Source organism: Paenibacillus albidus (genome assembly GCF_014644435.1).
GTDB lineage: Bacteria > Bacillota > Bacilli > Paenibacillales > Paenibacillaceae > Paenibacillus_AQ > Paenibacillus_AQ albidus.
This window is the reverse complement of sequence record NZ_BMKR01000031.1, coordinates 12382-37698: the sequence shown is the minus strand read 5'-3', so window position 1 is coordinate 37698 and position 25317 is coordinate 12382. Positions and strand designations below refer to the sequence as shown.

The window sequence follows — 25317 nt, the reverse complement described above, 5'->3', positions numbered from 1 at the left end:
TGAATATTTAGTACAATTTAAAAGGCGGTAATTTTATTGCACGTTCAAGTTTTATTATCAACTTTCAATGGAGAACTATATATTGCTGAACAAATCGAGAGCATTATAAGTCAGACTTATAATGATATAAGCATATTGATAAGAGATGATGGTTCACAAGATAACACGTTAGAGATACTTCAATATTATACTCTGAAATATCCTGGACGGATTAAATTGATAAAAGGGTACAACATTGGTGCTGTTGAAAGCTTTCAAGTCCTTTTGAAAGAAGCAGATGGCTCTCCTTCTTATTACTCGTATTGTGACCAAGATGATGTTTGGTTGCCACATAGAGTAGAGACGGCCGTTAATGCCCTAAATAAGTTAGACAATAATAAACCATTGATGCATTTCACTTTAACATACTTGACGGATTCCAAACTGGGAAGAATTAAAGCATGGCCGAAGTCCCCTACAAAGAATCTGTCTTTTTACAATGCATTGATTGAGAATATCGCCGTAGGGACTACTATTACTATAAACAAAGCTGCAAGAGATAGAATAACAAGAAGGAACCCTGATACAAGTAACATTATTATGCATGACTGGTGGTCCTACTTATGTATATCCGCACTGGGAGAAGTTGTTTTTGATTCAGTACCGTCAGTATTATATAGACAGCATGATAAAAACTTAATTGGAGGAAATAAATCATTAAAGGATTTTATACTTCGGAAAGTACGTAGTTATTCATCAAATAAAGGGAAGAGAATGTTATATAAGCAAGCATTAGAGTTTTGGAAGTGTTATGAGGATGATATGAATGGTGCTCAAAGAGAGCAATTAGAACTATTTTTGAAGCCTAGAAATAACATGTATGAGCGCGTGCTATATCTAAAAAAAACACAGTTATACAGACAAAGCTTAGAAGGAGATTTTCTGTTTAAATTCTTGATTTTAATAGGGTATATTTAGATTGAAATTATAAAAATTCAATTGTGGCTGGATATGTCTAATAAGGTGATGGGGGATTATAGTGTTTAAAAGTACCAGTTTTCTCTTTTATAAAAAATATGGCTTTCTTCTTGCACAGCTAGTAGAAAGAGATTTTAAGACTAAGTACAGAAGATCCGTTCTTGGGGTTCTTTGGAGTTTATTAAACCCCCTGCTGATAATGACAGTACAGTATATGGTTTTTTCAACATTATTTCGATTTGACATACCTTATTATGCAGTTTATCTACTTAGCGGTATAGTGATATTCAATTTTATGTCTGAAGCAACATCACAAGCAATGACATGTATTATACAAAATGCTTCTTTAATTAATAAAGTATATATGCCCAAGTACATATATCCTTTTTCGCGTGTCTTGTCATGTGGTGTGAATTTTTTATTTTCATTGATGGCATTATACATCGTGGTTATTATCTCGGGGATGAAGATAACTTATCATCACTTGGCGTTACTTTATGGAATTGGATGTGTGTTTATTTTTATTTGTGGCCTATCTTTACTTCTCAGTTCTTTAATGGTCTTCTTTCGTGACACACAGTTTTTATATAGCATAGTACTAACAATTTGGACTTATGTTACACCTATATTCTATCCAGAAAATATTCTGCCGCCACAAATGAAATTGGTTTTGGAACTTAACCCGATGTATCATTTTATAAGATTTATTCGTGTGATTATATTAAATAATGGTTTTCCTGATGCATTAGCTTGGATTTATTGTGCGGTGTTCGCAATAATATCCTTAATAGTCGGGTCATTGGTATTTAAGAAAACTCAAAATCAATTTATTCTTTATTTATAAGAGAGAGGGTTTCACTTGATTAAAGTAGAGAATGTATCTATGAAATTCCGTATGGCTAATGACCGTATATCAAGCCTCAAAGAATTTATGGTGAAAAAAATCGCGGGCAAGCTTGAATACAAGGAGTTTATTGCCTTGAAGGACGTTTCTTTTTCAATTGAAAAGGGTGATGTTGTTGGTGTTATTGGTAAGAATGGCGCTGGGAAAAGTACCCTTCTTAAAATTATTTCCGGGATACTGTCTCCTTCAATAGGCAAACTTGAAGTCTCAGGGAATATTGCACCAATGTTAGAACTAGGAGCGGGATTTGACGTCGATTTAACTGCAAGAGAGAATATATTTCTAAATGGTGCGGTACTGGGTTATTCCAAAAAGTATCTGAGTGAACGATATAATGATATTGTTGATTTTTCGGAATTGCATAATTTTATGGATACACCGATTCGGAATTTTTCCTCTGGTATGATTATGAGGTTGGCATTTTCCATAGCGACTCTAGTTAATCCCGATATATTAATAGTTGACGAGATTTTATCTGTAGGAGATACACAGTTTCAGAAAAAGAGTGCTAAAAGAATGCGCGAACTGATGAGCGGAGGAACTACTGTACTACTGGTATCCCATAGCATTGAGCAAATACGATCAATGTGTAATAAAGTCGTATGGTTGGATCATGGAACCGTGCGGATGTATGGTAATGCACAAGAAGTATGCAGCGAATATATGGAATCCTCAAAACAAGAGTATTTACTGAAGGAACAGAAGGATCAATTAGTACTGGATACTAATAAGTCGAATGAATGGAAAAAACAGTTATATACTCCAACACATATTGAGAAAGTAGGGGACGAATACTTTATTGTAGATTGCTGGCATCAACGTGTTATTTACAATAATAATCTATCAGATCCAATAAAAGGATGGAAGACACTTTCAGATACTCTTGGTAATCCACATTCTATTTCTAGTGATGGAAATGTCTTTTTGGTAGATGATACGAATGGGAATGAGATTCGAGTATTCGTTAAAAATGGTGATACATTTAGACAAACACAAATAATAGACCGTGTAGGTGAAAGTCCTAACAGAATATTATATGATGCACAAAGTCAGATGTTTTTTGGTATCTCGGCTATGTCACAACATGTATTTGTATTGAGTAATAATGGGGAAGAAGTCGTAATTGATAAAGTAATAAGATTAGGGTACCTGCAGGAGAACTCTTACATCAGAAGTATTCGAATCATAGATGGAAAACTCTTTTTTGTGTCAGGGCCGGGTAAAATTATAGTTGCTGATTATTTAAGTTCGCCGTTTAATAAAATTTGTGAATACAAGGTACCCTTTGAATTAAGAGGGATGAACGATATCATTAAAATCGGTTCTTATTTTTATATAAGCGTGTATCAAAACGGTGCTGGTGAAGTTGCTCCAATGTTAATTAGAACGAAAAATTTGGAAAGCTTAGAAACTTCTGAATTTGAAGAACTAAAAGAAGCGTTGGATTTAAAAGGTGTACCGTATAGTTTTTCATTCTTTGACGGTAGAGTGTTTCTAACCGAAATTGATACTTACTCAAGGATTATCTCTTTTATGATCGTTAATGACAACATCACAGATATTAAAGTTCACTTTGATATGGGTACACCCAGTGAATCGTCTCTAAGAAAACGCAAGGGAGAATAATGCTTTGAAAGAAAAAATTAGAATGGAGAGGCTTTAATGGCTAAATTCAATTTGGAATTCTATAATAATGAATCGAATTATTCAGATGGTGTGACCATAGAAGATGCAATACTGGAAATTGTAATGAATAATAAACAGTATGATTTAGAGGAACATAACAATATTGGGTGGCCGGCTTTTTACCATCTCTCTCATCTAAGAGAAAATATTTTGAACTGGTTTCCCTTTAAAAAACAGTGCAGAATTCTGGAAATTGGTTCAGGTTGCGGGGCGATAACTAGATTATTATGCGATAAGGCTAAATATGTTGCGTCTGTAGAATTAACATATAAGCGTGCGAATATAAATTTTGAACGTCATAAAGAAATTGAAAATTTAGAAATATTTGTAGGTAATTTTGAAAATATGGAATTCAAAGAGGAATTTGACTACATTGTTGTAAATGGTGTTTTAGAATATGCAGGCGGATTTATAAATAGTGACAAACCCTATGAAGATTTTATAAGACGTATGTCAAATTATATGAAAAATGATGGAGAAGTATTAATAGCAATTGAAAATAGACTTGGTTTAAAATATTTCTCTGGAGCAAAAGAAGATCACCTTGGAGATTTGTTTGTTGGACTGAATGGTTATGTTAATGAAAAAAAGGTTAAAACTTTCTCTAAAAGCGAGATAAGCCTTTTATTAAATGACAGTGGTTTAATAGCGAAAAAGTTTTACTACCCTTATCCAGACTACAAATTTCCTGAGATTATTTATTCGGATGAAGGTTTTGAAAAGGTACCCTTGTCATATGATGTTAACAGTTATGATACTGATCGTTATATGTTTTTTGATGAAGTGCAAATGCAGAATCTCTTAGTTAAAGAGGAAGTAGAAAATGTGTTTGCCAATTCGTTCCTGATTGTTGCTGGTAAAAATAATGATCAAAGCGGTAATGTTGAAAATGGCGACACCGCCAGAGATATATTATATGTGAAAATTAACGCTAATAGAGATGACTCTTACAAAATATGTACAATGATTATCAATGAAAAAGACAAGCTTATTGTCTTAAAGCGCCCGCTTACTAATCAAGCTAAAGAACATTTGAAGCATATGTATCAAGTGTTCGAACATTCTAAAAGCAATAAAGAACCCATTTCGTTACTACCTGCTCACATGGAGGGAAATGATTTAGCCTTTGACTTCCTTGACCTTCCAACGGTTGAAACTTTGCTTCTAGAAAAGGTTGAGAATAAAGATTCTCAAGGTTACTTGTCGTTATTAAATAAATTTAAAACTATTATATCACCAGAACCTCTTCGGGTTAATTCCTACTCTGATAAGTTTCACCGAATATTTGGTTCGGAAGTATTTAACGGGCAGTTGGAGTTCACCTCGTTCAGCAACGTAGATACTTTGTTTGATAATATGTTCTACACCAATGAACAATGGATTGTCTTTGATTATGAATGGAATCTGGATTGCGATTTGCCTGTGGAGTTCATTTTATGGCGATCTATCAAAGAGTTCTATGCAAAACATAGACATGTTGGTTTTTTTGTTTTGGAAAAAAATATTTATAAAACATTTGGAATTAGTACTGAAATGATAAATGTGTTTTATAAATGGGAAGGTTTTTTTTCGGCTACACATGTGAAAATGTTTAATAAGGAAATGTATCAGAAGAATACGATCAGCTTGCTTGATCCAGAACAGATATTTATAACAGGGAATTTCATGGCTAATGTATACATTGATACAGGTGAAGGATTTAATGACCGTGAGAAGGTCCAACACTACTATGATAGTGATTTAATGGAAGTTATATTGGAATTTGACATTAGCGAATACAAAAACGTTAAAGGTATTCGGTTTGATCCCATTGAAGGTCATGCTTGTAAATGTTCCATAATATTATCTGAAATTGATGGGACTCCTGTGATTCTAAAACCATTCAATTCTTTTTCTCTAGACTCTGAGATGGATTTTTTCCTGACAACTGATCCTATTTATCTAACTGGGGATATACAGGCAAATGGAATGAAATTGGAGTTAAGGTTTAAAATTCAAGCCCTCGATGAAAACCAGGTGTATGAAGAAATTAAAGAGAAAATAAACATTCAAATAGATGAATCACAAGAACATTTTCAACTTTATGCTGATAAATTAAGGGAAATAGAAAAATTGAAAATTGAAAATGATAGACTTAATAATGAATTAAAAAAAGAGAAAAATCATGGCGAGAGTCTTTTGGCAGAACGTAATGATTTATTGGGATTAAGAGATGAACTAACATGGGTAAATGAGCAATTGGATATCAAAATAAATGCGCTGAATCTTCAAACTAATAGACTGGCGCATGACAATTCATTAGTCTCTAAAGAATACAATTTACTAATTAACTCGAGAATTTGGAAAGCAACTAAACCTTTAAGAATCACATTAGATCACTCGAAAAATTCAAAAAAACAAATTGTTAATTTGATTAGAGAGTGCTACAAGCTCATGAAGAAGACAAATCAAAACATGAAAACAATAGGATTAACAAAGACCGTAAAGAAAATATACGATAAAGGCCCAGAGTCAATAGCAAATGTTAAAGATTCGGGGAAGATTGCGGAAATCGTTCAACACAACGATATCTGGCAAGTAATTGACCAATGGATAGAGGATACCCCACATACATTTATTGATATTTTCCATGTTCCGATGGGATGGAATACACCCTTATTTCAAAGGTTCCAGCACCTGTCTCTTCAAGCAGGGAATGTTGGGGGGATTTCCTTTTATGGAGCGCATCCATTAGTAGATAAAGAAATAGAAATTTGTGAGTTTGTTACCCCGACGTTATGTGTAATAAATTTGGATAACTATGAAATCAAGAAAAAATTGTTTGAAATTTTAGATCGTAAGAGTGGTCTTAAAATTATTCGTTTACAGTCTATAGATCTTGCTACTACGATTGAAGAGTTGGAATTATTTATTAATAAAGGCTACCATATTGTTTACGAATATATAGATGAGATAACGCCTCAGATAACGGGGAATATCCCTAAATTCGTGTTCGAACGTCACGACTATATATTAAAGAATCTCACTATTTCTATAGTGGCTACAGCAGATAAGCTGTTTGATCAAATAAAGCCATTTCGTAATCAGAATATGGAGTTAATAACCAATGGCGTCGATTACGATCACTGGAATTTGGACAGGGTTACGACAGAGCCACCAGAAGACATTAGAGAAATAGTGTCAATGGAAAAGATTATAATTGGTTATCATGGAGCATTGGCTCAGTGGATTGATTTTGAAATGCTGAAAAAATTAGCTGAGAACGAAAATTATATATTATTACTAATAGGGTATGAACATGATGGTTCACTAAGAGAAAGTGGACTATTAGAATGCGATAATGTTCATTATATTGGATCTAAGCCATATGCACAGCTTAGTCAATATGCTGTCTTCTATGACATTGCAATTTTACCGTTTTTACTAAATGATATAACTAAATCTGTTTCACCTGTGAAAATATTTGAGTATATGGCTTTGAATAAACCTATTGTAACGTATGCACTTCCCGAATGCCTGAAATACAAATCTTGTTTGATTGCACACAGTCCGGATCAGTTCATAGAATTTGTTGACCAAGCTATTAGTTTGCGTACGGATGAAAATTATTGCTCACTGTTGACCAAAGAAGCTTTGGAAAATACATGGACATCCATAACTCAGCGTACAGTTGATTTGGTTAGAAGTAACCATGTAGAGTCTGTCTCAGTTAATTTCTTAGAACGTACATCAAGTGTTGAACTTGAGATCCTTTCCCCAATAGCTCCGCAAAAAAGGAAGTTTTATCGGATTCTAAAGAGTGCCTTTTGGAAACTCCCAATAATGACTCCTAGAGTTAAGGAAAGATTTCTGTATAATACCAAAAAGACTCTCATGCCAGGCCTTCTTTCATATTCCCCAGCAGATCAGGAATTTAATGATAGTCCATCACTGATTAATGAAACACAAGGGCCTGAATTAAACAAAATTGATTATATTGAGCAAATACTGAAAATCCCAGACCAAGATACTTCAACTTATGTACCAATTACTGATTTACCATTTAGACGCCAGGGTGTAGATAGTAAAATAGTGGCTTATTATCTAACTCAATTCCATCCCGACAAACATAATGAAGAATGGTGGGGAAAAGGAGTAACGGAATGGAATAATGTAGCACGTGCAGTACCTCAATTTGTAGGTCATTATCAACCTCGCTTACCTGGTGAGCTTGGATTTTATGATTTAAGGATTAGGGAGAATATGCTTCGTCAAATTGAATTAGCGAAAATGCATGGGGTCTACGGATTTTCCTTTTATTACTATTGGTTCGATGGTGAGCGCCTTCTTGAAAAGCCGATCGAAATGTTCCTTGAGGATAAAAGTCTGGATTTCCCATTCTCTCTTTGCTGGGCAAATGAAAATTGGACAAAACGTTTCGATGGGACAAATTCTGATATTTTAATGGAGCAGCCAAAAAGTGTGGAGAGTTATAAGAATGTGATTCACGATATGGTTAGATTTTTGAAGGATGAACGATATATCACTGTGCAAGATAAAAAGATGATAACCATTTACAGGCCAGCACTGATGCCAGAGCCTACTACCGTACTTCAATATTGGCGTGAATACTGCCTTGAGCAGGGGATTGGTGAATTATACATTATAGCTGTAAAGGAAAATATGGTCGAATTAGATCTGCTTGGGATAGGTTATGATGCTATTTCAGAATTCCATCCAGGAACTGTGTATACAAATTGTAAGAATATTACACAGGATATAGATTATATCCGTGGTGATTTTTCCGGAGAGGTTTTCGATTATAAGGATTTAGTAGAGAACCAAAAGTACTTTAAGTATAATTTACCAAAGCTTTATCGTGCAGTGATGCCAATGTGGGACAACACAGCTCGTAGAAATAATAAAGGGATGATATTTCAAGGAGCAACACCTGGATTGTACAAGCAATGGTTGAAAGATGTGATTCTAGAAGGTAAAAACAGGTCCGATTTAGACGACCAAATAGTATTTATTAATGCATGGAACGAATGGGGAGAAGGAGCCTATTTGGAACCTGATAAAAAGTACGGCTACGCTTATTTGCAGGCTACAAAAGAGGCAGTAGAAGAATCTAGAACGAAAAAAACCGATTTATATTAAATAGGGTACAGGGGAAAATGGATTGATGGATTAGTTATAATTGTCTGATTTTCGATTCAAGCTTCCCCTGTATTCTGCATGTAATTATAGGGAGTGATGGGGTTGTTGGCAGAAGCACTTCAACGAAATAAATATTATTGGTTGTCAATTTCAATAACAATAGCTTTAGCCTATGGATTTACATTAACAAACCCATCTATGGGAGTAGATGATGAGAGTTTCGATCGTTACATAAATGGCGGAGCGTTGTTGGCACAAGGAAGATGGGGAGGGCATCTCACCCAGTATGTTTTTAATACTTTTGACTATATACCTTTTTGGCGTGATTTTATTGGGGTATTGCTGATTGCGACAGGAATTACATTATGGGGGTATATTCTACAAAAGTTTTCAGATAAATACTTCAACGACAAATCTATAATTGTATTCTCTTGTGTGAGTATATCTTGCCCATTGATCGCAGAAAATTTTATTTTTATGATGACTACTATTGAGATGGGGATAGTTCTTTGCTTAATTCCAATAGCACTCAATTATTTTTTTGAACAAGTCGTTAATAAGAAATCCTTTGTACATTTGTTGTTTGCGGTAATTTTGTTCACCTTTGCGCTCTCCTATTCAGAGTTAGCAGTTGTTTATTTTGTTTTTGGGATATTCACTGTATGCTTTTTATTAGTTTATTTTTCGTCAAATAAAAATGAGTTTACTCTTCCAAAAGTTTTGTTTATTTTAATAAAAGGATTAGTATTAACTGCCGTTGTTTTGTTATTTAACTCAGTTATTACATCGGGACTGCAAAGCCTATTTTCTGTTAGTCCGTCTGGCTATACTTCGAACTATATTCAATACGATTTTAGTAGTGTTGGTAATTTATTCAGTTCTCTTTTTGAATTTATAAAGGTCTTTTTTGGATTCAGTTTTATAGGGAAGAGTATGGGCATCTATGTAGCGTTTGCTTCAGCATTTCTATTACTGATATATAGCGTTATGGGTGCTGTTAATAACAAAAAAATAACTTATTTGTTATTAGGCCTGGGGATTATACTGTCTGCTTTTTCGATGTACTTTATCACGGGAAATATAAATCTAGTGAATCGAATTTTTATTACTTATAGTGTATTCACAGGTTTTGTTATTGCATTGATTTATATGTATTTTCAGAATAAAAAAGTCTTAAAGATAAACCTTCATATAATAGTGTCCATTTTGGTTGTATTAACTGTATTATATCAGACCAAATATATAAATCAGGTCTTTGATACAGATTACAAAAGGTATCAGCTGGACTTGGCCAAAATGAATTCAATTGCAGAGGAAATAAAAGAATACAATGGGGACAATTCGCAAAAAGAAATCGTTTTTGTTGGTTTGCCTGAAAATTATAATTTGAAACTGGGTGATACTGAAGGATACTCCATTTTTCAATGGGACAGATTTAACGGCATTCAAAGTGAATTGAGGAAATCAGGGAGAATATTCCGTTTTATGAACTTGCATGGTTATAATTTTAAGGAACTTACAAATATGGACGAGCAAGAGATTATTAAGAATGCTAGTGGAATGCAACAATATCCGAGAAAAGGGTATGTTAAAGATTTTGGAGATTACTTAATTGTCAAAATTGGACCGTCTACTTATGAAACAAGTGATTTTACCGCTAAGGAATTTAATGAAATGTATAGCAAGGATTCAAGTGAAGTGAAGTATACTAAAGATTGGTTCTCTTATGAAAATAATATTCTTAGTCTAGGAGGATGGGGTGGAATCCAAGGTGCAAAATCTTCAAATACTGTTATTCAAGCTGCCCTTATAAATGACCAAAGACAATATTATTTAAAAACGGGTATTGAGCGAAGAGAATCTACCAAAGCAGATGATTATAATGGTTTAAATACGGGATATCATATATATTCATTCGATACTAGTACGCTTATATCTGGGACTTATAAAGTTGTTTTGATCTTTAGTGATAATGATGCGAAGAGACTAGTGCACATTGAGGAAACGATTCATATTCCATAGAAGAATTGTCTTAGTAGGATGTGTTGAATTGTTTGTATCCACATAATAAGGAAAAGGATTGAATTCTATGGACTTGTCTATTATTATCCCAGTTTACAATAGTTACGAAGGTCTTCAGGAATTGTACGCAAGACTAACAAAGGTTTTGAACTCATCTAATATCTCATATGAAATAATTCTAGTTGATGATTGTAGTAGTGATAGAAGCTATGAGAAAATGGAAGAATTAAATTCTAAAGATAAAAGAGTGAAAATTATTCAATTAATGAGGAATTTTGGACAGCATAATGCGATAATATGTGGATTTAATTTTTCGAATGGGGATTTTATTATTACTATGGATGATGATCTGCAGAATCCTCCTGAAGAAATACCGAATTTACTTAATGAAATAAAAAAGGGATATGACTGTGTAGTTGGAAACCCGGTAATAAAGAAACATGCGAGATATCGCAATTTTGGGAGTTATATTATTGGTAAGAGTTATGAAAAGATATTTTCAAAACCAGCACATATTAAAATGTCCAGTTTTCGTATCTTATCTAGGGCACTGGTTAATTCGGTGATTGCTTATAATACAGAAAATCCTATGATTGACGCTCTAATATTGAAGAATACAAACAATATATCCAATATAGAAGTACAGCATGATTTTCGGAAATATGGCGAATCTAATTATTCATTGAAAAAAAGCTATAAATTAGCTATGGATATGCTAGTCAATTATTCAACCCTCCCATTACAGTTTATCAGTTGGATTGGTTTTCTTTTTTCGGGAATTGGTGCTTTAATAGTGATTTATGTACTCGTGGGGAAATTATCCGGTTGGATTAGCGCTGTTGGATGGTCAAGTATTATTGCATTAATATGTATATTTTCTGGTTTGATCCTTATATCATTTGGTATTGTTGGTGAATACCTGATTAGAATAATTGGTCAAGTTTCTTATTCTCAGCAGTATGCGGTAAGGCGCTCTTCATTCCAAGAAAATGACTTATCAATGAAAGAGTAAGAAGGGATTTAATCAACTGCTCGTATTACTCTATAGGAGGAAGTGAGTTAATGATTACTAAATTGGAATGGGACTCGAATTTCTTTGGATATAATATAGCTTCTTTAAGTGAGATAGATGCAAAATCACTTGATTTACTAGATAGTTATATTCAAAAAAACAAAATTGATTTTGTTCAAACATTGTGCAAAATCGATGATGTTTCCGTCATTAATTCTCTCGAAGAGTGGGGGTTCCACTTTGCTGATATTAAAATAACCTGCAAAATGAATATTGAAAAGCTAACACTTAATTCAGAGGCGAATTTAGATTTTGCTACAAATGGGGATGAAAGCAGTATATATTCTCTTGCTTCAAGGTCTTTTATATATAGTCGATATTATGGGCATGATTCAATTTTTAAAGAAAGTAAAGTTAATGAAATGTTTGGTATTTGGGCGATCAAATCTATAAATGGTGAATTTGATGATTTTTGTATAAAAGTAACGGATAGAAATGATACGATTGGCTTTATTACTGCTAAAATAAAAACATGTAAAGTAGCTGCTATTGGTATTTTAGCAGTAGATGAGAAATATCGTAGCAAAGGAGTTGGAGCAATTTTATTGCAATCATTATTTGGTTATTTAAAGCATAAGGACGTTCTAGAAGTTGAAGTCTCAACACAAGGCAGAAATATAATAGCTCAGAATTTTTATGCTAAACATGGATTTAAAGTTAAATATATGGAAAGTTGGTATTATTACAACGTTAATACAAATAAATAAAAGTGAGGATTAATATGGGTTATTTATACATCTTAGGGACTATACTCTTCACTGTTTATGGTCAACTAGCCATGAAGTGGAGGATAACGAAATTCGGTAGTCTTCCAGATCCTATTTATGACAAGCTGCTTTTTTTACTAAAACTAATATTTGATCCGATTATCTTCTCCTCGTTGATTTCTGCATTTGTTGCTTCTCTGTTTTGGATGGCAGCGATGACTAAATTTAATATTAGTTATGCGTACCCCTTTATGAGTCTGTCGTATGTTTTGGTCTTTATTTTTTCAATTTTTCTATTTAAAGAACCTGTTACTGCATATAAGATTGTTGGTCTTGGATTTGTAGTGGTAGGAATACTAATATCAAGTAGGTCGATAACATGATACTATTTAACAAGCCCGCGTTGACAGGGAAAGAAGAACAATATATTAAAGAGGCTTTACAGAGCGGACATCTGTCAGGAGATGGTCATTTCACACATAGATGCCATATTTGGTTTGAAGAACACTTTGATGCAAAGAAAGCGTTATTAACTACTTCTTGTACCCATGCTTTGGAAATGGCAGCCATACTAGCTGATATCCAAGAAGGTGATGAGGTAATTATGCCTTCTTACACATTTGTTTCCACGGCAAATCCTTTTGTTATTAGAGGAGCCAAAATAATATTTGTAGATATTCGTCCAGATACTATGAATATCAATGAAGCCTTGATAGAGGACGCGATAACCCCTAAAACAAAAGCAATAGTACCGGTCCATTATGCGGGGGTATCTTGTGAAATGGATACTATAATGGAATTAGCAAATAGATACAATTTAATTGTCATTGAAGATGCGGCACAAGGTGTAATGAGTACTTACAAAAATAAGTATTTAGGAACAATTGGCCACTTAGGTTGTTATAGTTTTCATGAAACTAAAAACTACAACTGCGGTGAGGGGGGCGCCCTCATTATAAATGATGATAAGTTTATTGAACGTGCTGAAATAATACGTGAAAAGGGTACTAATCGTTCAAGATTTTTTAGAGGGCAAGTCGACAAATATTCTTGGGTTGATATTGGTTCGTCTTACCTTCCGAGTGAACTAAATGCGGCCTTTTTATCAGCACAGTTGGAAAATGCGGATATAATAAATTCTTATCGTTTGGATTGCTGGAATACCTACTATAAAGGTTTGAAACATCTTGAAGAAGTAGGTCATATACAACTTCCAACCGTACCGGAAAATGTTGTTCACAATGCTCATATGTTTTATATCAAAACTGCGGATTTAGAGCAAAGAACTCGGTTGATTTCATTTTTAAAAAGTAAAGGTGTTCATACCGTTTTCCATTATATTCCCCTGCATTCTTCTTCTGCAGGAAATGAATTTGGGGAAATGAGCGGTGAAGATAAATATACTACGCTAGAAAGTGAACGTTTGCTAAGACTACCTCTATATTTCAATCTGCCATTAGAAGAAATTAAAGTAGTGATTGAAGAAATAGGCAGATTTTATATAGCGGAATCATAAATTGTAATATTTAAGTCGGCGAACTCGTCAATAGGCTTAATAGTTGTTAACATACAACTTTTTTAAGGGAGAAACACGTTGGGTTCTAATGCACTAAAAGCCCTAGGATTACTGATTCTGCCGAAATAACATGGCAGTAATAATAAGCAGATGAAAGTGCATATTGTTAAACAGTAAGGAATGGAAAACGAAATCCATCTCAGGGCATAGCGAAAAAATAGGATAAACTTCAATATGTACCCCTCTAGGCAGTTCTTGGTAATATTGCTTATGCAAGGATTCAGTCATACACGGAGGTCAAACCATGAAAGTTCTAGTCACAGGCGCGGCCGGACAACTAGGCCAAGATGTTGTACTGTTGCTGCAAAAACATGGCCATGAAGTACTCGGCTGCGATCGCCGGGAGATGGATATCACCAATCTGGAGCAATGCACCCAGGTTGTTGGCGAATTCGCGCCGGATACGGTTGTTCACTGCGCAGCTCATACGGCTGTAGATGCAGCGGAGAGTGATGTGGATACGGCGTATCTCATCAACGCGGTCGGCAGCCGCAACGTGGCGTTGGCTGCAGAGAAAGCCGGGGCTAAGTTGGTGTACATCAGTACGGATTATGTTTTTGATGGTATGGGAACCCAGCCTTACCACGAGTATGACAACACAGACCCGCAGAGTATCTACGGCAAGTCGAAGCGAGCAGGTGAAGTGCTTGTCCAGTCGCTTTCTTCCAAATTCTTTATCGTGCGGACTTCTTGGGTATATGGCAAATATGGCAATAACTTTGTCAAAACGATGCTGAAGCTAGGCCAGGAAAAGCCATTGCTCCAGGTTGTGGACGATCAGAAAGGTTCACCGACATATACTGTGGATCTGGCCCGCTTTCTGCTGGAACTGATCCAAACCGAAAAATACGGAGTGTATCACGCTTCAAACAGCAATTCGTGCACTTGGTTTGAATTTACCCAAGCCATTTTTGCTGAGGCAGAGGATATCTTGGGGCTGAAGTTCACAGCAACTCTTGAGCCTTGCGCGACCGAGCAGTTTCCGCGTCCGGCACCACGTCCACGGAATTCGGTCATGGAGCATTTGGCCATCCGGACGAATGGATTTGCGGATATCCGCGATTGGCGCGAAGGTCTGCGGGATTTCCTGCTGGAGCTTAAGGAATAAAGCACATAAGATTAGTTTACTACTCCCCCATCGGTATATCGGTGCGGGAGTTTTTGCTTTGTTTTCGCTATAATGAATATAACTATGAATTTGAGGATGGCGAGGATGAGTATCAAGGATCCAACAGCAAGCGTTCAGATCGTTACCTACAACAGCGCGGAGGACATTATCGAGTGTCTCGAAGCTGTCCTAGCGCAGGATTATCCGCTGAAGCACATTGTAGTGGTGGACAATGCCTCCGGGGATGGGTGTGCTGACCGGGTAGAGGCTTTTTATAGCGAACAAGGAGCAGCAGATGAATCCTCAGGTTATGGGGCTCAGATTATTTCGGAGCAAGGTTCCAAGCAATTTCATTCAGCAGGCGGAACCAATCTTCTGCTAATCCGCAACCCCCACAACACCGGCTTCGCCCCTGCTCACAATCAGGCCATTGCGGCCACGGATACCGAATACGTGCTTGTGCTTAACCCGGACCTTACTTTGGCGCCGGATTACGTCTCCAGGCTTGTTGCGCAGATGGAGGCTAATCCGCAAATCGGCAGCGCGACGGGCAAACTTCTGTTTAAGGCCGATCATCAGGTAGTGGACAGCACCGGGCTGCGGATGAACCGGGCCCGCCGTGCCTTTGACCGTGGGGCTGAAGAACCGTCCAGCAATTGGACGGAGTCGGGGCCGGTGTTTGGCGTATCGGGTGCAGCTGCGATGTATTCGCGGCGGATGATAAAGGATATCAGCGTTGAGGGCGAGTTTTTTGACGCGGATTTTTTTGCGTATAAGGAAGATGTGGACGTAGCTTGGCGTGCGCAGCTGCTGGGATGGCAGGGGTATTATGAGGCAAAGGCTGTAGGTTATCATGAACGGGGCTGGAAGACGTCCGGCCGCAGCAGCAAAGGGATCTTCATCAGACGGATCTCTTATATCAACCGCTACAAGATGCTCTACAAAAATGAGCCGCTGCGGACGTTATTCCTCACCTGGCTTGTGGCGCTTCCTTACGAGATTGCCGCGTTTGGTTATATGCTCCTGAAGGAGCCGGGGTTAATCATGGCCTGGAAGTCTTTTTTTGCCCAGCTGCCGGCTCTTAAGAAGAAACGTAGAGTTATTCAGAGACGGATAAAAGGTAGAGTAAGAGGATAGAAAGAGTTGAGAATGAGTATAGAATAGGGATGTAATTGTAGAATTATAGAGCAACTGGTCTATTTATACAGCGGGATCTTTGCCTATGTCCGCAACTTTCCAGATTTTTTATGCTATAATGTTGTCGAGAGATTACTATTTTTGTCAGGAGCGTTACACAGTGAATGTAGATGTGAGCATTCTTATCCTTAATTACAACACCTGCGACCTGACGATGGATTGTCTGAGGTCGGTCTATGATTCTGAAACGAACTATTCCTATGAAATTATTCTAATAGATAACCACTCCCATGATGATTCGGTAGAGACGATCAGCAGGGAGTTTCCGGGCGTGCTGTTGATTGCCAATGAAGAAAATGTCGGTTTTGCAAAAGGCAACAATCAGGGTATGGAGGTTGCCTCCGGCCGGTATGTGCTGCTGCTTAATTCCGATACGGTGGTGCGTAAGGATACGCTGGAGACGATGATTGCTTTTATGGACGGACGGCCCGATCTCGGAGCTTCCGGCTGCAAAGTTATCCTTCCGGATGGCTCGCTGGATAAAGCCTGCAAACGGGGCTTCCCGACGCCCGCGGCTTCGTTCTATTATGCTTTTGGGTTCAGCAAGCTGTTCCCGGATCGTCCAAGGTTCAACGGCTATCAGCTGGGTTATTTAGATCCTGATCAGGATTATCCGGTAGATTGCCTGGTCGGCGCGTTTATGCTGATCCGGCGGGAAACGATTGAACAGGTCGGCGGACTGGATGAGGAATTTTTTATGTATGGTGAGGATTTGGACTGGTGCTACCGGATTAAGGAAGCCGGCTGGGGGATTCATTATTATCCGCAGACTTCCATTGTTCACCTCAAAGGCGGCAGTGCAAGGCGCAGGCCGTTCAAGATCGTGTATGAATTCCACCGGGCCATGATTTTATTTCACCGCAAGCATTATAGCAGGCAGTACAACAGTATGATAAATGGAGCGGTCTATGCTGGAGTCGGCGTGAAGTTTCTGCTGTCGCTTGTGCGCAATGCCTTGACTGTTCCGAGACCGGTGCCGCTTCCGGCGCAGAGTCTTTCTGCAGCTGTGAATACGGACACCCGCAATGAATCGAAACCCGAGGTGAGATTATGATTCGCCGTAATCAACAATTTTTAACGCAGATGTATATGGTTGCTGATTTTGTAGTGATCCAGTTGTGTTTCCTGGCAGCCTGGTGGCTCAAATTCAGAAGCGGCTGGATGGATTATGAACCCTCGCTGACCATAGAATCCTATGCCTATTGGAGTATGATCTATGGCGGACTTGCGGTACTGATTGGGATTCTCGTGTCCCTGTACTTGCCGAAGCGGAAGAAGAGATTTGTTGACGAGTTTATGAAGATATTCCAGGTGCATAGTGTGGCAATTTTCATGTTGCTTGGCCTGATGTTTTTTGTAAAAGAAATCAATATCTCGCGTACTTATCTGGCGGTCTATATGAGCTTCAATCTGCTCTCCATCATGCTATACCGCTTTATCATGAAGAAAATGCTAAAGTCCCTTCGTCAAAAAGGCTACAACCGCCAGTTTGTACTCATCCTCGGAGCCGGTACGCTGGGCAAAAGATTCTACAACAATCTGGAGCAGTACCCGGAGCTTGGATATGAGGCCATTGGCTTTTTGGATGACTATCATACCTGGGATGGACTGGAGGAACAGCGCTACAAGCCGATTCTGGGAACAGTCGATCAGTTGTCCGGGATGCTCGAGATGTTGCCTGTAGATGAGGTGATCCTGGCGCTGCCGCTGGATGCCCACTCGAAGTATCCTTCCATTATTGCAGATTGTGAAAAGGCCGGGGTACGTACGCTGATTATTCCCGACTTCTTCGACTACTTGCCGGCGCGTCCGTATTTCGACAACTTTGCCGGGATGCCGATGATCAATGTGCGGGATATCCCGCTCGATATGGCGGGCAACAAAATGGCCAAGCGGATGTTCGATATTGTGTTCTCTCTCTTCGCCATTGTGATGATGATGCCCGTGATGCTGATCGTGGCGCTTGGGGTACGGCTGACTTCGCCGGGTCCTGTGATTTTTAAGCAGGAGAGGGTAGGCCTTAACCGCCGTAATTTCATGATGTACAAATTCCGTTCCATGAAGATCCGGGAAGAGAGCGGTGAAGATACAGGCTGGAGTACGCCTGAAGATCCGCGCAGAACACGGTTTGGTACCTTTATCCGCAAGACCAGTCTGGATGAGCTGCCGCAGTTTTTTAATGTGCTGTTTGGACATATGAGCGTAGTCGGCCCCCGTCCGGAACGTCCCTATTATGTGGAGCAGTTCAAAGGCGAGATTCCTAAGTATATGGTGAAGCATCATGTGCGTCCGGGGATCACCGGCTGGGCTCAGAGCAATGGGCTACGCGGAGATACCTCTATCGAAGAACGGATCAAACATGACATTTTTTATATTGAGAACTGGTCGCTGCTGTTTGATATCCGGATTATCTTCAAAACGATCCGAAACGGCTTCAAGAATGCGTATTAACGCCTGTCCGCAGAAATTCCCAGCTGAAGTTTATGTAGAGCCCCGTTTTGCCTATGGCAAAGCGGGGTATTGTTTTTCTATTCTACTCTTTAGCAAAGGATGCTGAGGCACATGAGGAACAGACACAAGATTACCGCATCTGTGATTATCATTATGGCCCTGGTCATGCTGCTGATAGTTTTCTTGGAAAAGGAAGAGGAACAGCCTGCGGCAGGTTTTGATTCTCACCGGGTCGTGGCGCATGCCATGGGCGGAATCAACGGACATCCATATACCAATGCCTATGAAGCATTCGTAGCCAACTATGAGCAGGGCACCCGTGTGTTCGAGACAGATTTGCTGCTGACCAAAGATGACAGGCTGGTTGCCCGCCATGAGTGGTCAGGGGAAATGAGCAAGGATCTAGGGCAGCAGGATGTGCTGCCGGCCAGGAAACAAGGAACCGTTCTAAAATATACCGAGTTTATGAACAGCCCTATTCTGGATCTGTATTCGCCTCTGGATGTGGAGAAAATTGTGGAGCTGCTGCAGCATTATCCCGATGCTTATATTATTACCGATACCAAGGAGACGGATCCGCAGCTTGTCGCGGAGCAATTCACTTTGCTGACGGAAGCGGCGGTGCGCCAGGACCCGGCGATACTGGAAAGAATAATTCCGCAGATTTATAACCAGGACATGCTGGTTGAACTTCAGAAGGTGCATCCTTTTACATCCGTCATTTATACTCTTTATGAGTCCAAGGATAGCGATGAGCAAGTGATTGAGTTTGTGAAAAAGACGGGGGTCGATATCACGATGCCGGTCGGGCGTGCCACCAAAGGTTTTGTACAGCGGCTGAAAGCAGCCGGCGCCCGCGTCTATGTGCATACCGTAAATGATGAAGACGAAATCCGCAAGCTGTCGACGCTGGGCGTGGACGGGTTTTATACGGATTTTGTACCGGAACAGGAACTGGACAACATCAGGGGATTGCGGTGAAAGCCCTTTATCCCTGTTGCTGCTAAGCGATCTCCAAAGCTTCCACAAAAAGGCGAAAAAATGTTCGCCTTTTTGTGCCGTTTAAATTGACACACCTCCTCTCGCTGACTTAGACTGGATTTATATCTTTTGCGGCGGCAGGAGGGTTTTTGGCTTGTCCATATTTGCCCATATGAATGATAAGGATGATTATAAGATGAGACCCGTGTTGCAAATGATGAAGCTCTGGCGGCATGTGTTCAAGCTGGACCCGGACCGTGAGCTTGGCAATGAAGATCTTGCGGCGATTTGCCGGTCAGGAACGGATGCCATTCTAATCGGCGGCTCTACCGGTGTAACCTATGAGAATACGGTGGAGCTGCTGGATAGAGTACAGCAGTATGATCTGCCATGTGCCCTGGAGGTATCGGATCTGGAAGCGGCTGTTCCCGGCTTTGATCTGTATCTGATTCCCATGGTGCTGAACACACCCGATCCGGCCTGGATCGTAGGCCACCACCGCCGCGCCATAGAACGTTACGGATTCCTGATACCGTGGGATCAGGTAGTCACTGAAGGGTATATTGTGCTGAATGATGACTCTGCGGTAGCCCGTCTTACAGGAGCAGAGACTGCTTTAAGCGGCGATGAGGCTGCGGCATACGCACAGGTTGCGGACAGGCTAATGTCGCTGCCGGTCGTATACCTGGAATACAGCGGCAGATTTGGCGATATGGAGACGGTGCAGACCGTGCGTGAGAGTCTGGAGCACAGTCAGCTTTTTTATGGAGGCGGCATTACTTGCGAGGCAGAAGCCCGGCAGGCAGCTGCGCTCTGTGATACCGTGGTGGTAGGCAATATTATTTACCGGGATGTGCAGCAGGCGCTGCTCACCGTTGAAGCTGTGCGCAAGACACGGCCGATAGAATTCTAAACCCAGATTAGAAAGGAGCATGTTATACATGCAACTTGTTAGTATACAAGAAGCCGTAAGCCGGCTGAATCCTCCGCAGCGTCAGGCTGTTGAAGCCACGGAGGGGCCACTGCTCATTATGGCGGGAGCGGGCAGCGGCAAGACCCGTGTGCTTACCCACCGGATCGCCTGGCTCATTGCGAACCGCAAAGCTCCGCCTTGGGCGATTCTCGCTATTACCTTCACCAACAAAGCCGCCAGGGAGATGCAGGAGCGTGTATCCAAGCTGGTCGGCTCTGAAGGAAGGGACATCTGGGTATCCACCTTTCACTCCATGTGTGTGCGTATTCTGCGCAAGGATATTGAACGGATTGGCTTCACCTCCAATTTTTCGATCCTCGATTCGACGGACCAGCTGTCCGTAATTCGTAATTGTATGAAGGAACTGAACATAGACACGAAGAAGTTTGAACCCAAGGCCATACAGGCCGTGATCAGTGCGTCGAAGAACGAGCTGATTACGCCTGCGCAGTATGAGCAAAAGGTCGGCGATTATTTCGAGGGGCTTATTGCCAAGGTATACGCGATGTACCAGAGACGGCTGCGGAGCAACAACTCACTGGATTTTGACGATCTGATTATGAAGACGATTGAATTATTCAAAGAGGTTCCAGAGGTACTGGACTTCTATCAGAAGAAGTTCAAATATATCCATGTGGATGAGTATCAGGATACGAACAGAGCGCAGTATATGCTGTGCCGCATGCTTGCTGACAGTCACCACCGGATCTGTGTCGTAGGGGACAGCGACCAGTCCATTTACCGCTGGCGTGGAGCGGATATTACGAACATTCTGAACTTCGAAGAGGATTATCCCGAAGCCAAGACGATTCTGCTGGAGCAGAATTACAGGTCCACCTCGAATATCCTGAACGCCGCCAATGGCGTTATTGCCCTGAACACCGGCCGCAAGCCGAAGAAGCTGTGGACGGACTCCGAAGAAGGACCCAAGATCAAGGTGTTCCGCGGAGACTCGGAGCATGATGAAGGGTATTTTGTCACCGGAGAGATCAGCAAAAACGTCAAGCAGGGCCAGAAATACCAGAACCACGCCATCCTCTACCGGACCAATGCGCAGTCCCGGGTTATCGAGGAAATTCTGATCAAATCGGATATTCCCTACCAAATCGTGGGCGGCATCAAGTTCTATGACCGTAAAGAGATCAAGGATTTGCTCGCTTATCTTCGTCTGCTGTCCAACCCGGATGATGATATCAGCCTGACCCGGATCATCAATGTTCCGAAACGGGGGCTTGGGGATACGACGGTTGGGAAACTGGCTGCGGCTGCCGGTGAACGCGGAGTCTCGATCTTCCGGGTGCTGGAAACGGTGGACGATCTCGGCTTTGCCGGACGTACGCGCAATATGCTGGTGGAATTCTACGATATGATCGAAGCGCTCCACCGCATGGTCGAGTTCCTGTCCGTGACCGAGCTGACGGAGAAGATTCTCGAATTGTCCCAATACCGTCTGGAGCTGCAGAATGAGAACACGCTGGAGTCCCGCTCACGGCTGGAGAATATCGACGAGTTTATCTCAGTGACTATGGAATTTGAGAAAAACAACGAGGACAAGTCTCTGGTCTCCTTCCTCACGGACCTTGCACTGATCGCAGACATCGACAGCGTGAATGACGATGAAGAAGACCGCAGTGATGCTGTGGTGCTGATGACGATGCACAGCGCCAAAGGTCTGGAGTTCCCGACCGTCTTTATTATCGGGTTGGAAGAAGGGGTATTCCCGCACAGCCGGGCCTTCCAGGACAACGATGAGCTGGAAGAAGAGCGCCGGCTAGCTTATGTAGGCATCACGCGCGCGGAGAAACAATTGTTTCTCTCCTGCGCGCGGATGCGGACGCTGTTCGGGCGGACGACGGCGAATCCGCCGTCGCGCTTCCTGGAGGAGATTCCGGAGGAACTCAAGGAAGATACGGGCTCGGCCTCGGACCGCTTCCGGCGCGGAGGCGCGGAGGTCGGCGGTGCCTATGGCGGCCGCGGCTTCAGCGGCGGCGGCCGGGGGAACTTCGGCGGCCGGTCCGGAGCCGCAACGGCAACGCCATCCGGCGGGGACACCGCCGGGCTTGGCGGAAGCACCGCGTCAGCGGCGGCCGGCAAAAGCCGCGTGACCGTGACTTCCGGGGGAGCGGTGCGCGCTCCCGGTGCGGGGGCTGCGGCGGCCGGAGGTTACACCGCCGGCGACAAAGTGTCCCACGGCAAATGGGGCATTGGCACCGTGGTGTCCGTCAAAGGGACCGGCAACGATACGGAGCTGCAGATTGCTTTTCCTGCACCGACCGGAGTGAAACGGCTGCTAGCCGGGTTTGCACCTATCACCAAGGTCGAATAAGCCGCCCTTTGGTATGACGTCACGAGGCTTTGCTGCTGCAACTGTAGCCGCCTGGACGCGGATTTATCCGCGCCTGATGCGATTGTGCAGCGTTCTTTTGGGCAATGAAGGAATATATATAAGTCTGCAGCGAAGCTTAGGAACCTAATTGACGGAGGGATGTACACAGATGGATGTGATGCAAACGATGGAAGAGCTTGTGGCCGAGCTGAATCAGCACAATTATCAATACTACACACTGGATGCACCCCAAATCAGCGACAAGGAATATGATGCCCTTTATGACAAGCTCGTCGCGTTAGAGGCGGAGAGCGGAATCGTGCTGCCGAATTCGCCTACCCAGCGTGTCGGTGGTGAACTGCTCAAGGGTTTTACACCACATCGCCACCTTTCACCGCTCTGGAGTCTGGACAAAGCGCAGAATATCGAACAGCTGCGCACCTGGAATGCACGTGTGCTTAAGCTAGTGGCCGATTACAACACCAAGAACCCGGAGCATCCCCTGCCAGTGCCTTGTTATGCCGTAGAATTGAAATTCGACGGCTTGACGCTTAATCTGACCTACCGTGACGGTGAGCTGGTGCAGGCGGCAACACGGGGGAATGGGGTAACGGGTGAAGGCATACTTGCCCAGGTCAAGACGATTAAGTCGGTGCCTTTAACGATTCCGTTCAAGGAAGGGGTTATTGAAGTACAGGGTGAAGGGATCATGAACCTTTCGGTCCTTGCCGATTACAACTCCCGTGCAGCGGAGCCGCTGAAGAATGCGCGCAACGGGGCTGCGGGGGCGCTGCGCAACCTGAACCCGAAGACGACAGCCAGCCGCAGGCTGAACGCATTTTTTTATAATGTAGGCTATGCCGAAGGGGTACAGTTTGCGGATCATCGGGAGATGATGGATTTCCTGCGCAAGAACCGTTTTAAAGTGAATCCTTATCTCACCTATTTCGAGACCTTTGATGATGTTACCGAGCAGCTGGCCGAGATCGAAGAGAGCCGGGCCGGACTGGATTACCTTATTGATGGTGCGGTGATCAAGGTTACCGATTTCCGGATTCGGGAAGCGCTGGGGTATACGGATAAATTCCCGCGCTGGGCAGTGGCTTATAAATTTGAGGCAGAGGAAACGACGACCATCCTGGAATCCGTCTCCTGGAACGTAGGCCGTACGGGGAAAGTAACGCCGTTGGCCCGGGTTGAAGCGGTAGAGCTGGCCGGAGTAACCGTGCAGAACTGTACGCTGAACAATGTCGGCGATATTGAACGCAAGAATCTGAAGCATGCACTGGGAACCCGGGTATTCATCCGCCGTTCCAACGATGTCATTCCGGAGATCCTGGGCAAGGTGACGGAAGAAAGCGACGGCGGGGAGATCATCTTCCCCGAGAGCTGTCCGGCTTGCGGATTCCCCCTTGAAATGCGCGGTGCGCATTTGTTCTGCAACAACAAGCTTAACTGCAGGCCGCAGATTATTAGCCGGATCACGCATTTTGCCTCACGGGATGCCATGGATATTGAGACCTTCAGCGACAAGACTGCCGGACAGCTGCATGATGAACTGAATGTCCATGAGCCTGCGGATTTGTACGAGTTGACTTTTGAGCAGCTGGTGAAGCTGGAGCGTTTCGGGGAACGCAAAGCCGAGAATCTGCTGAAGGCGCTGGAAGACAGTAAAGGGCGCGATCTCGCCTCCTTCCTGTACGCTTTGGGGATACCGAACACTGGCAAAGCCACAACCCGGATGCTCGCGGAGCATTACCATGATCTTCAGGCTGTAATGAAGGCCACTGCCGAGGAATTGACCGAGCTGCCGGATATCGGCGGGATTGTGGCGGAGAGCATCGTTGGCTTTTTTGCAGATCCATTTGTTGTGACGAGTATTCAGCGCATGCTGGAGCTGGGAGTAGAAGCGAAGGCTCCGGAAGCGCCGCGTGTGGTCAACACCGATTCTTTCTTCAGCGGCAAAACCGTCGTCTTAACCGGATCCTTGACCAAGCTGACCCGCGAAGAAGCGGCAGAACGTCTGGAGGCTCTGGGAGCTAAAGTTTCCGGGAGTGTATCTAAGAAAACGGACATTGTTATCGCCGGTGAAAAAGCAGGCAGCAAACTGGCCAAAGCCCAGCAGCTGGGTATTCAGGTCATTGATGATGAGGAAGAATTAATCAGGCTTCTGGAAAGTTAATCTTTGGCCGTTAGTAGCAATGCCTATAAGTCCTTT

17 protein-coding genes are annotated in these 25317 nt (G+C 41.8%); all 17 read left to right on the top strand.

The features are described from left to right. Positions 1–36: 36 nt before the first annotated feature. Positions 37–957 (top strand): glycosyltransferase family 2 protein, encoded by a 921-nt coding sequence (locus IEY53_RS25880; RefSeq protein WP_229696367.1) that lies wholly within the window; start codon positions 37–39, stop codon positions 955–957. Positions 958–1018: 61 nt separating this feature from the next. Then, positions 1019–1801 carry an ABC transporter permease gene (locus tag IEY53_RS25875; RefSeq protein WP_229696366.1) on the top strand — a complete coding sequence of 261 codons (783 nt, stop codon included), beginning with the start codon at positions 1019–1021 and terminating at the stop codon, positions 1799–1801. A gap of 15 nt (positions 1802–1816) precedes the next feature. Next, a complete protein-coding gene (locus IEY53_RS25870) occupies positions 1817–3487 on the top strand; it encodes an ABC transporter ATP-binding protein (RefSeq protein WP_229696365.1) in 1671 nt (556 codons plus the stop codon). 36 nt (positions 3488–3523) lie between these two features. Continuing rightward, positions 3524–8686 (top strand): glycoside hydrolase family 99-like domain-containing protein, encoded by a 5163-nt coding sequence (locus tag IEY53_RS25865; RefSeq protein ID WP_189030133.1) that lies wholly within the window; start codon positions 3524–3526, stop codon positions 8684–8686. Positions 8687–8788: 102 nt separating this feature from the next. Continuing rightward, complete coding sequence (locus tag IEY53_RS25860; RefSeq protein ID WP_189030131.1) at positions 8789–10708, top strand: glucosyltransferase domain-containing protein; 1920 nt, start codon at positions 8789–8791, stop codon at positions 10706–10708. A 67-nt stretch (positions 10709–10775) separates the two neighbouring features. Then, complete coding sequence (locus tag IEY53_RS25855) at positions 10776–11720, top strand: glycosyltransferase family 2 protein (protein WP_189030129.1); 945 nt, start codon at positions 10776–10778, stop codon at positions 11718–11720. A gap of 50 nt (positions 11721–11770) precedes the next feature. Next, positions 11771–12487, top strand: a complete 717-nt coding sequence (locus IEY53_RS25850) for a GNAT family N-acetyltransferase (RefSeq protein ID WP_189030127.1) — start codon at positions 11771–11773, stop codon at positions 12485–12487. A 14-nt stretch (positions 12488–12501) separates the two neighbouring features. Then, positions 12502–12870: an EamA family transporter gene (locus IEY53_RS25845; protein ID WP_189030125.1), complete on the top strand. Its 369-nt coding sequence runs from the start codon at positions 12502–12504 to the stop codon at positions 12868–12870. Further along, complete coding sequence (rffA, locus tag IEY53_RS25840; protein ID WP_189030123.1) at positions 12867–14003, top strand: dTDP-4-amino-4,6-dideoxygalactose transaminase; 1137 nt, start codon at positions 12867–12869, stop codon at positions 14001–14003. Before IEY53_RS25845 ends, rffA begins: the two co-directional genes overlap by 4 nt. A 304-nt stretch (positions 14004–14307) precedes the next feature. Then, positions 14308–15171, top strand: coding sequence for a dTDP-4-dehydrorhamnose reductase (rfbD, locus tag IEY53_RS25835; protein ID WP_189030121.1), 864 nt, complete (start codon positions 14308–14310; stop codon positions 15169–15171). A 105-nt stretch (positions 15172–15276) separates the two neighbouring features. Continuing rightward, positions 15277–16308 (top strand): glycosyltransferase family 2 protein, encoded by a 1032-nt coding sequence (locus IEY53_RS25830; protein ID WP_189030119.1) that lies wholly within the window; start codon positions 15277–15279, stop codon positions 16306–16308. Between the two features lie 214 nt (positions 16309–16522). After that, on the top strand, positions 16523–17422 hold the full coding sequence (locus tag IEY53_RS25825; RefSeq protein WP_229696368.1) for a glycosyltransferase family 2 protein: 900 nt from the start codon (positions 16523–16525) through the stop codon (positions 17420–17422). Further along, positions 17419–18819, top strand: coding sequence for an undecaprenyl-phosphate glucose phosphotransferase (locus IEY53_RS25820; RefSeq protein WP_189030117.1), 1401 nt, complete (start codon positions 17419–17421; stop codon positions 18817–18819). The genes IEY53_RS25825 and IEY53_RS25820 overlap by 4 nt, the downstream gene beginning before the upstream one ends. A 111-nt stretch (positions 18820–18930) precedes the next feature. After that, positions 18931–19800, top strand: a complete 870-nt coding sequence (locus IEY53_RS25815; protein WP_189030115.1) for a phosphatidylinositol-specific phospholipase C/glycerophosphodiester phosphodiesterase family protein — start codon at positions 18931–18933, stop codon at positions 19798–19800. A gap of 196 nt (positions 19801–19996) precedes the next feature. Beyond that, complete coding sequence (gene pcrB, locus IEY53_RS25810) at positions 19997–20713, top strand: heptaprenylglyceryl phosphate synthase (RefSeq protein WP_189030113.1); 717 nt, start codon at positions 19997–19999, stop codon at positions 20711–20713. A gap of 28 nt (positions 20714–20741) precedes the next feature. After that, on the top strand, positions 20742–23099 hold the full coding sequence (pcrA, locus tag IEY53_RS25805) for a DNA helicase PcrA (RefSeq protein WP_189030111.1): 2358 nt from the start codon (positions 20742–20744) through the stop codon (positions 23097–23099). A gap of 169 nt (positions 23100–23268) precedes the next feature. Then, entirely contained in the window at positions 23269–25281 is a 2013-nt protein-coding gene (gene ligA, locus IEY53_RS25800) for an NAD-dependent DNA ligase LigA (RefSeq protein WP_189030109.1), read from the top strand. The last annotated feature ends 36 nt before the right edge of the window (positions 25282–25317 follow it).

What these genes read in the sequence shown, in the direction of transcription:
- IEY53_RS25850 (WP_189030127.1), top strand. Translation starts at nt 11,771, where the DNA reads ATGATTACTAAATTGGAATGGGACTCGAATTTCTTTGGATATAATATA.
- IEY53_RS25830 (WP_189030119.1), top strand. Translation starts at nt 15,277, where the DNA reads ATGAGTATCAAGGATCCAACAGCAAGCGTTCAGATCGTTACCTACAAC.
- IEY53_RS25815 (WP_189030115.1), top strand. Translation starts at nt 18,931, where the DNA reads ATGAGGAACAGACACAAGATTACCGCATCTGTGATTATCATTATGGCC.
- pcrA (WP_189030111.1), top strand. Translation starts at nt 20,742, where the DNA reads ATGCAACTTGTTAGTATACAAGAAGCCGTAAGCCGGCTGAATCCTCCG.
- rfbD (WP_189030121.1), top strand. Translation starts at nt 14,308, where the DNA reads ATGAAAGTTCTAGTCACAGGCGCGGCCGGACAACTAGGCCAAGATGTT.
- IEY53_RS25845 (WP_189030125.1), top strand. Translation starts at nt 12,502, where the DNA reads ATGGGTTATTTATACATCTTAGGGACTATACTCTTCACTGTTTATGGT.
- IEY53_RS25865 (WP_189030133.1), top strand. Translation starts at nt 3,524, where the DNA reads ATGGCTAAATTCAATTTGGAATTCTATAATAATGAATCGAATTATTCA.
- pcrB (WP_189030113.1), top strand. Translation starts at nt 19,997, where the DNA reads ATGAGACCCGTGTTGCAAATGATGAAGCTCTGGCGGCATGTGTTCAAG.
- IEY53_RS25820 (WP_189030117.1), top strand. Translation starts at nt 17,419, where the DNA reads ATGATTCGCCGTAATCAACAATTTTTAACGCAGATGTATATGGTTGCT.
- IEY53_RS25825 (WP_229696368.1), top strand. Translation starts at nt 16,523, where the DNA reads ATGGATTGTCTGAGGTCGGTCTATGATTCTGAAACGAACTATTCCTAT.
- rffA (WP_189030123.1), top strand. Translation starts at nt 12,867, where the DNA reads ATGATACTATTTAACAAGCCCGCGTTGACAGGGAAAGAAGAACAATAT.
- IEY53_RS25855 (WP_189030129.1), top strand. Translation starts at nt 10,776, where the DNA reads ATGGACTTGTCTATTATTATCCCAGTTTACAATAGTTACGAAGGTCTT.
- ligA (WP_189030109.1), top strand. Translation starts at nt 23,269, where the DNA reads ATGGATGTGATGCAAACGATGGAAGAGCTTGTGGCCGAGCTGAATCAG.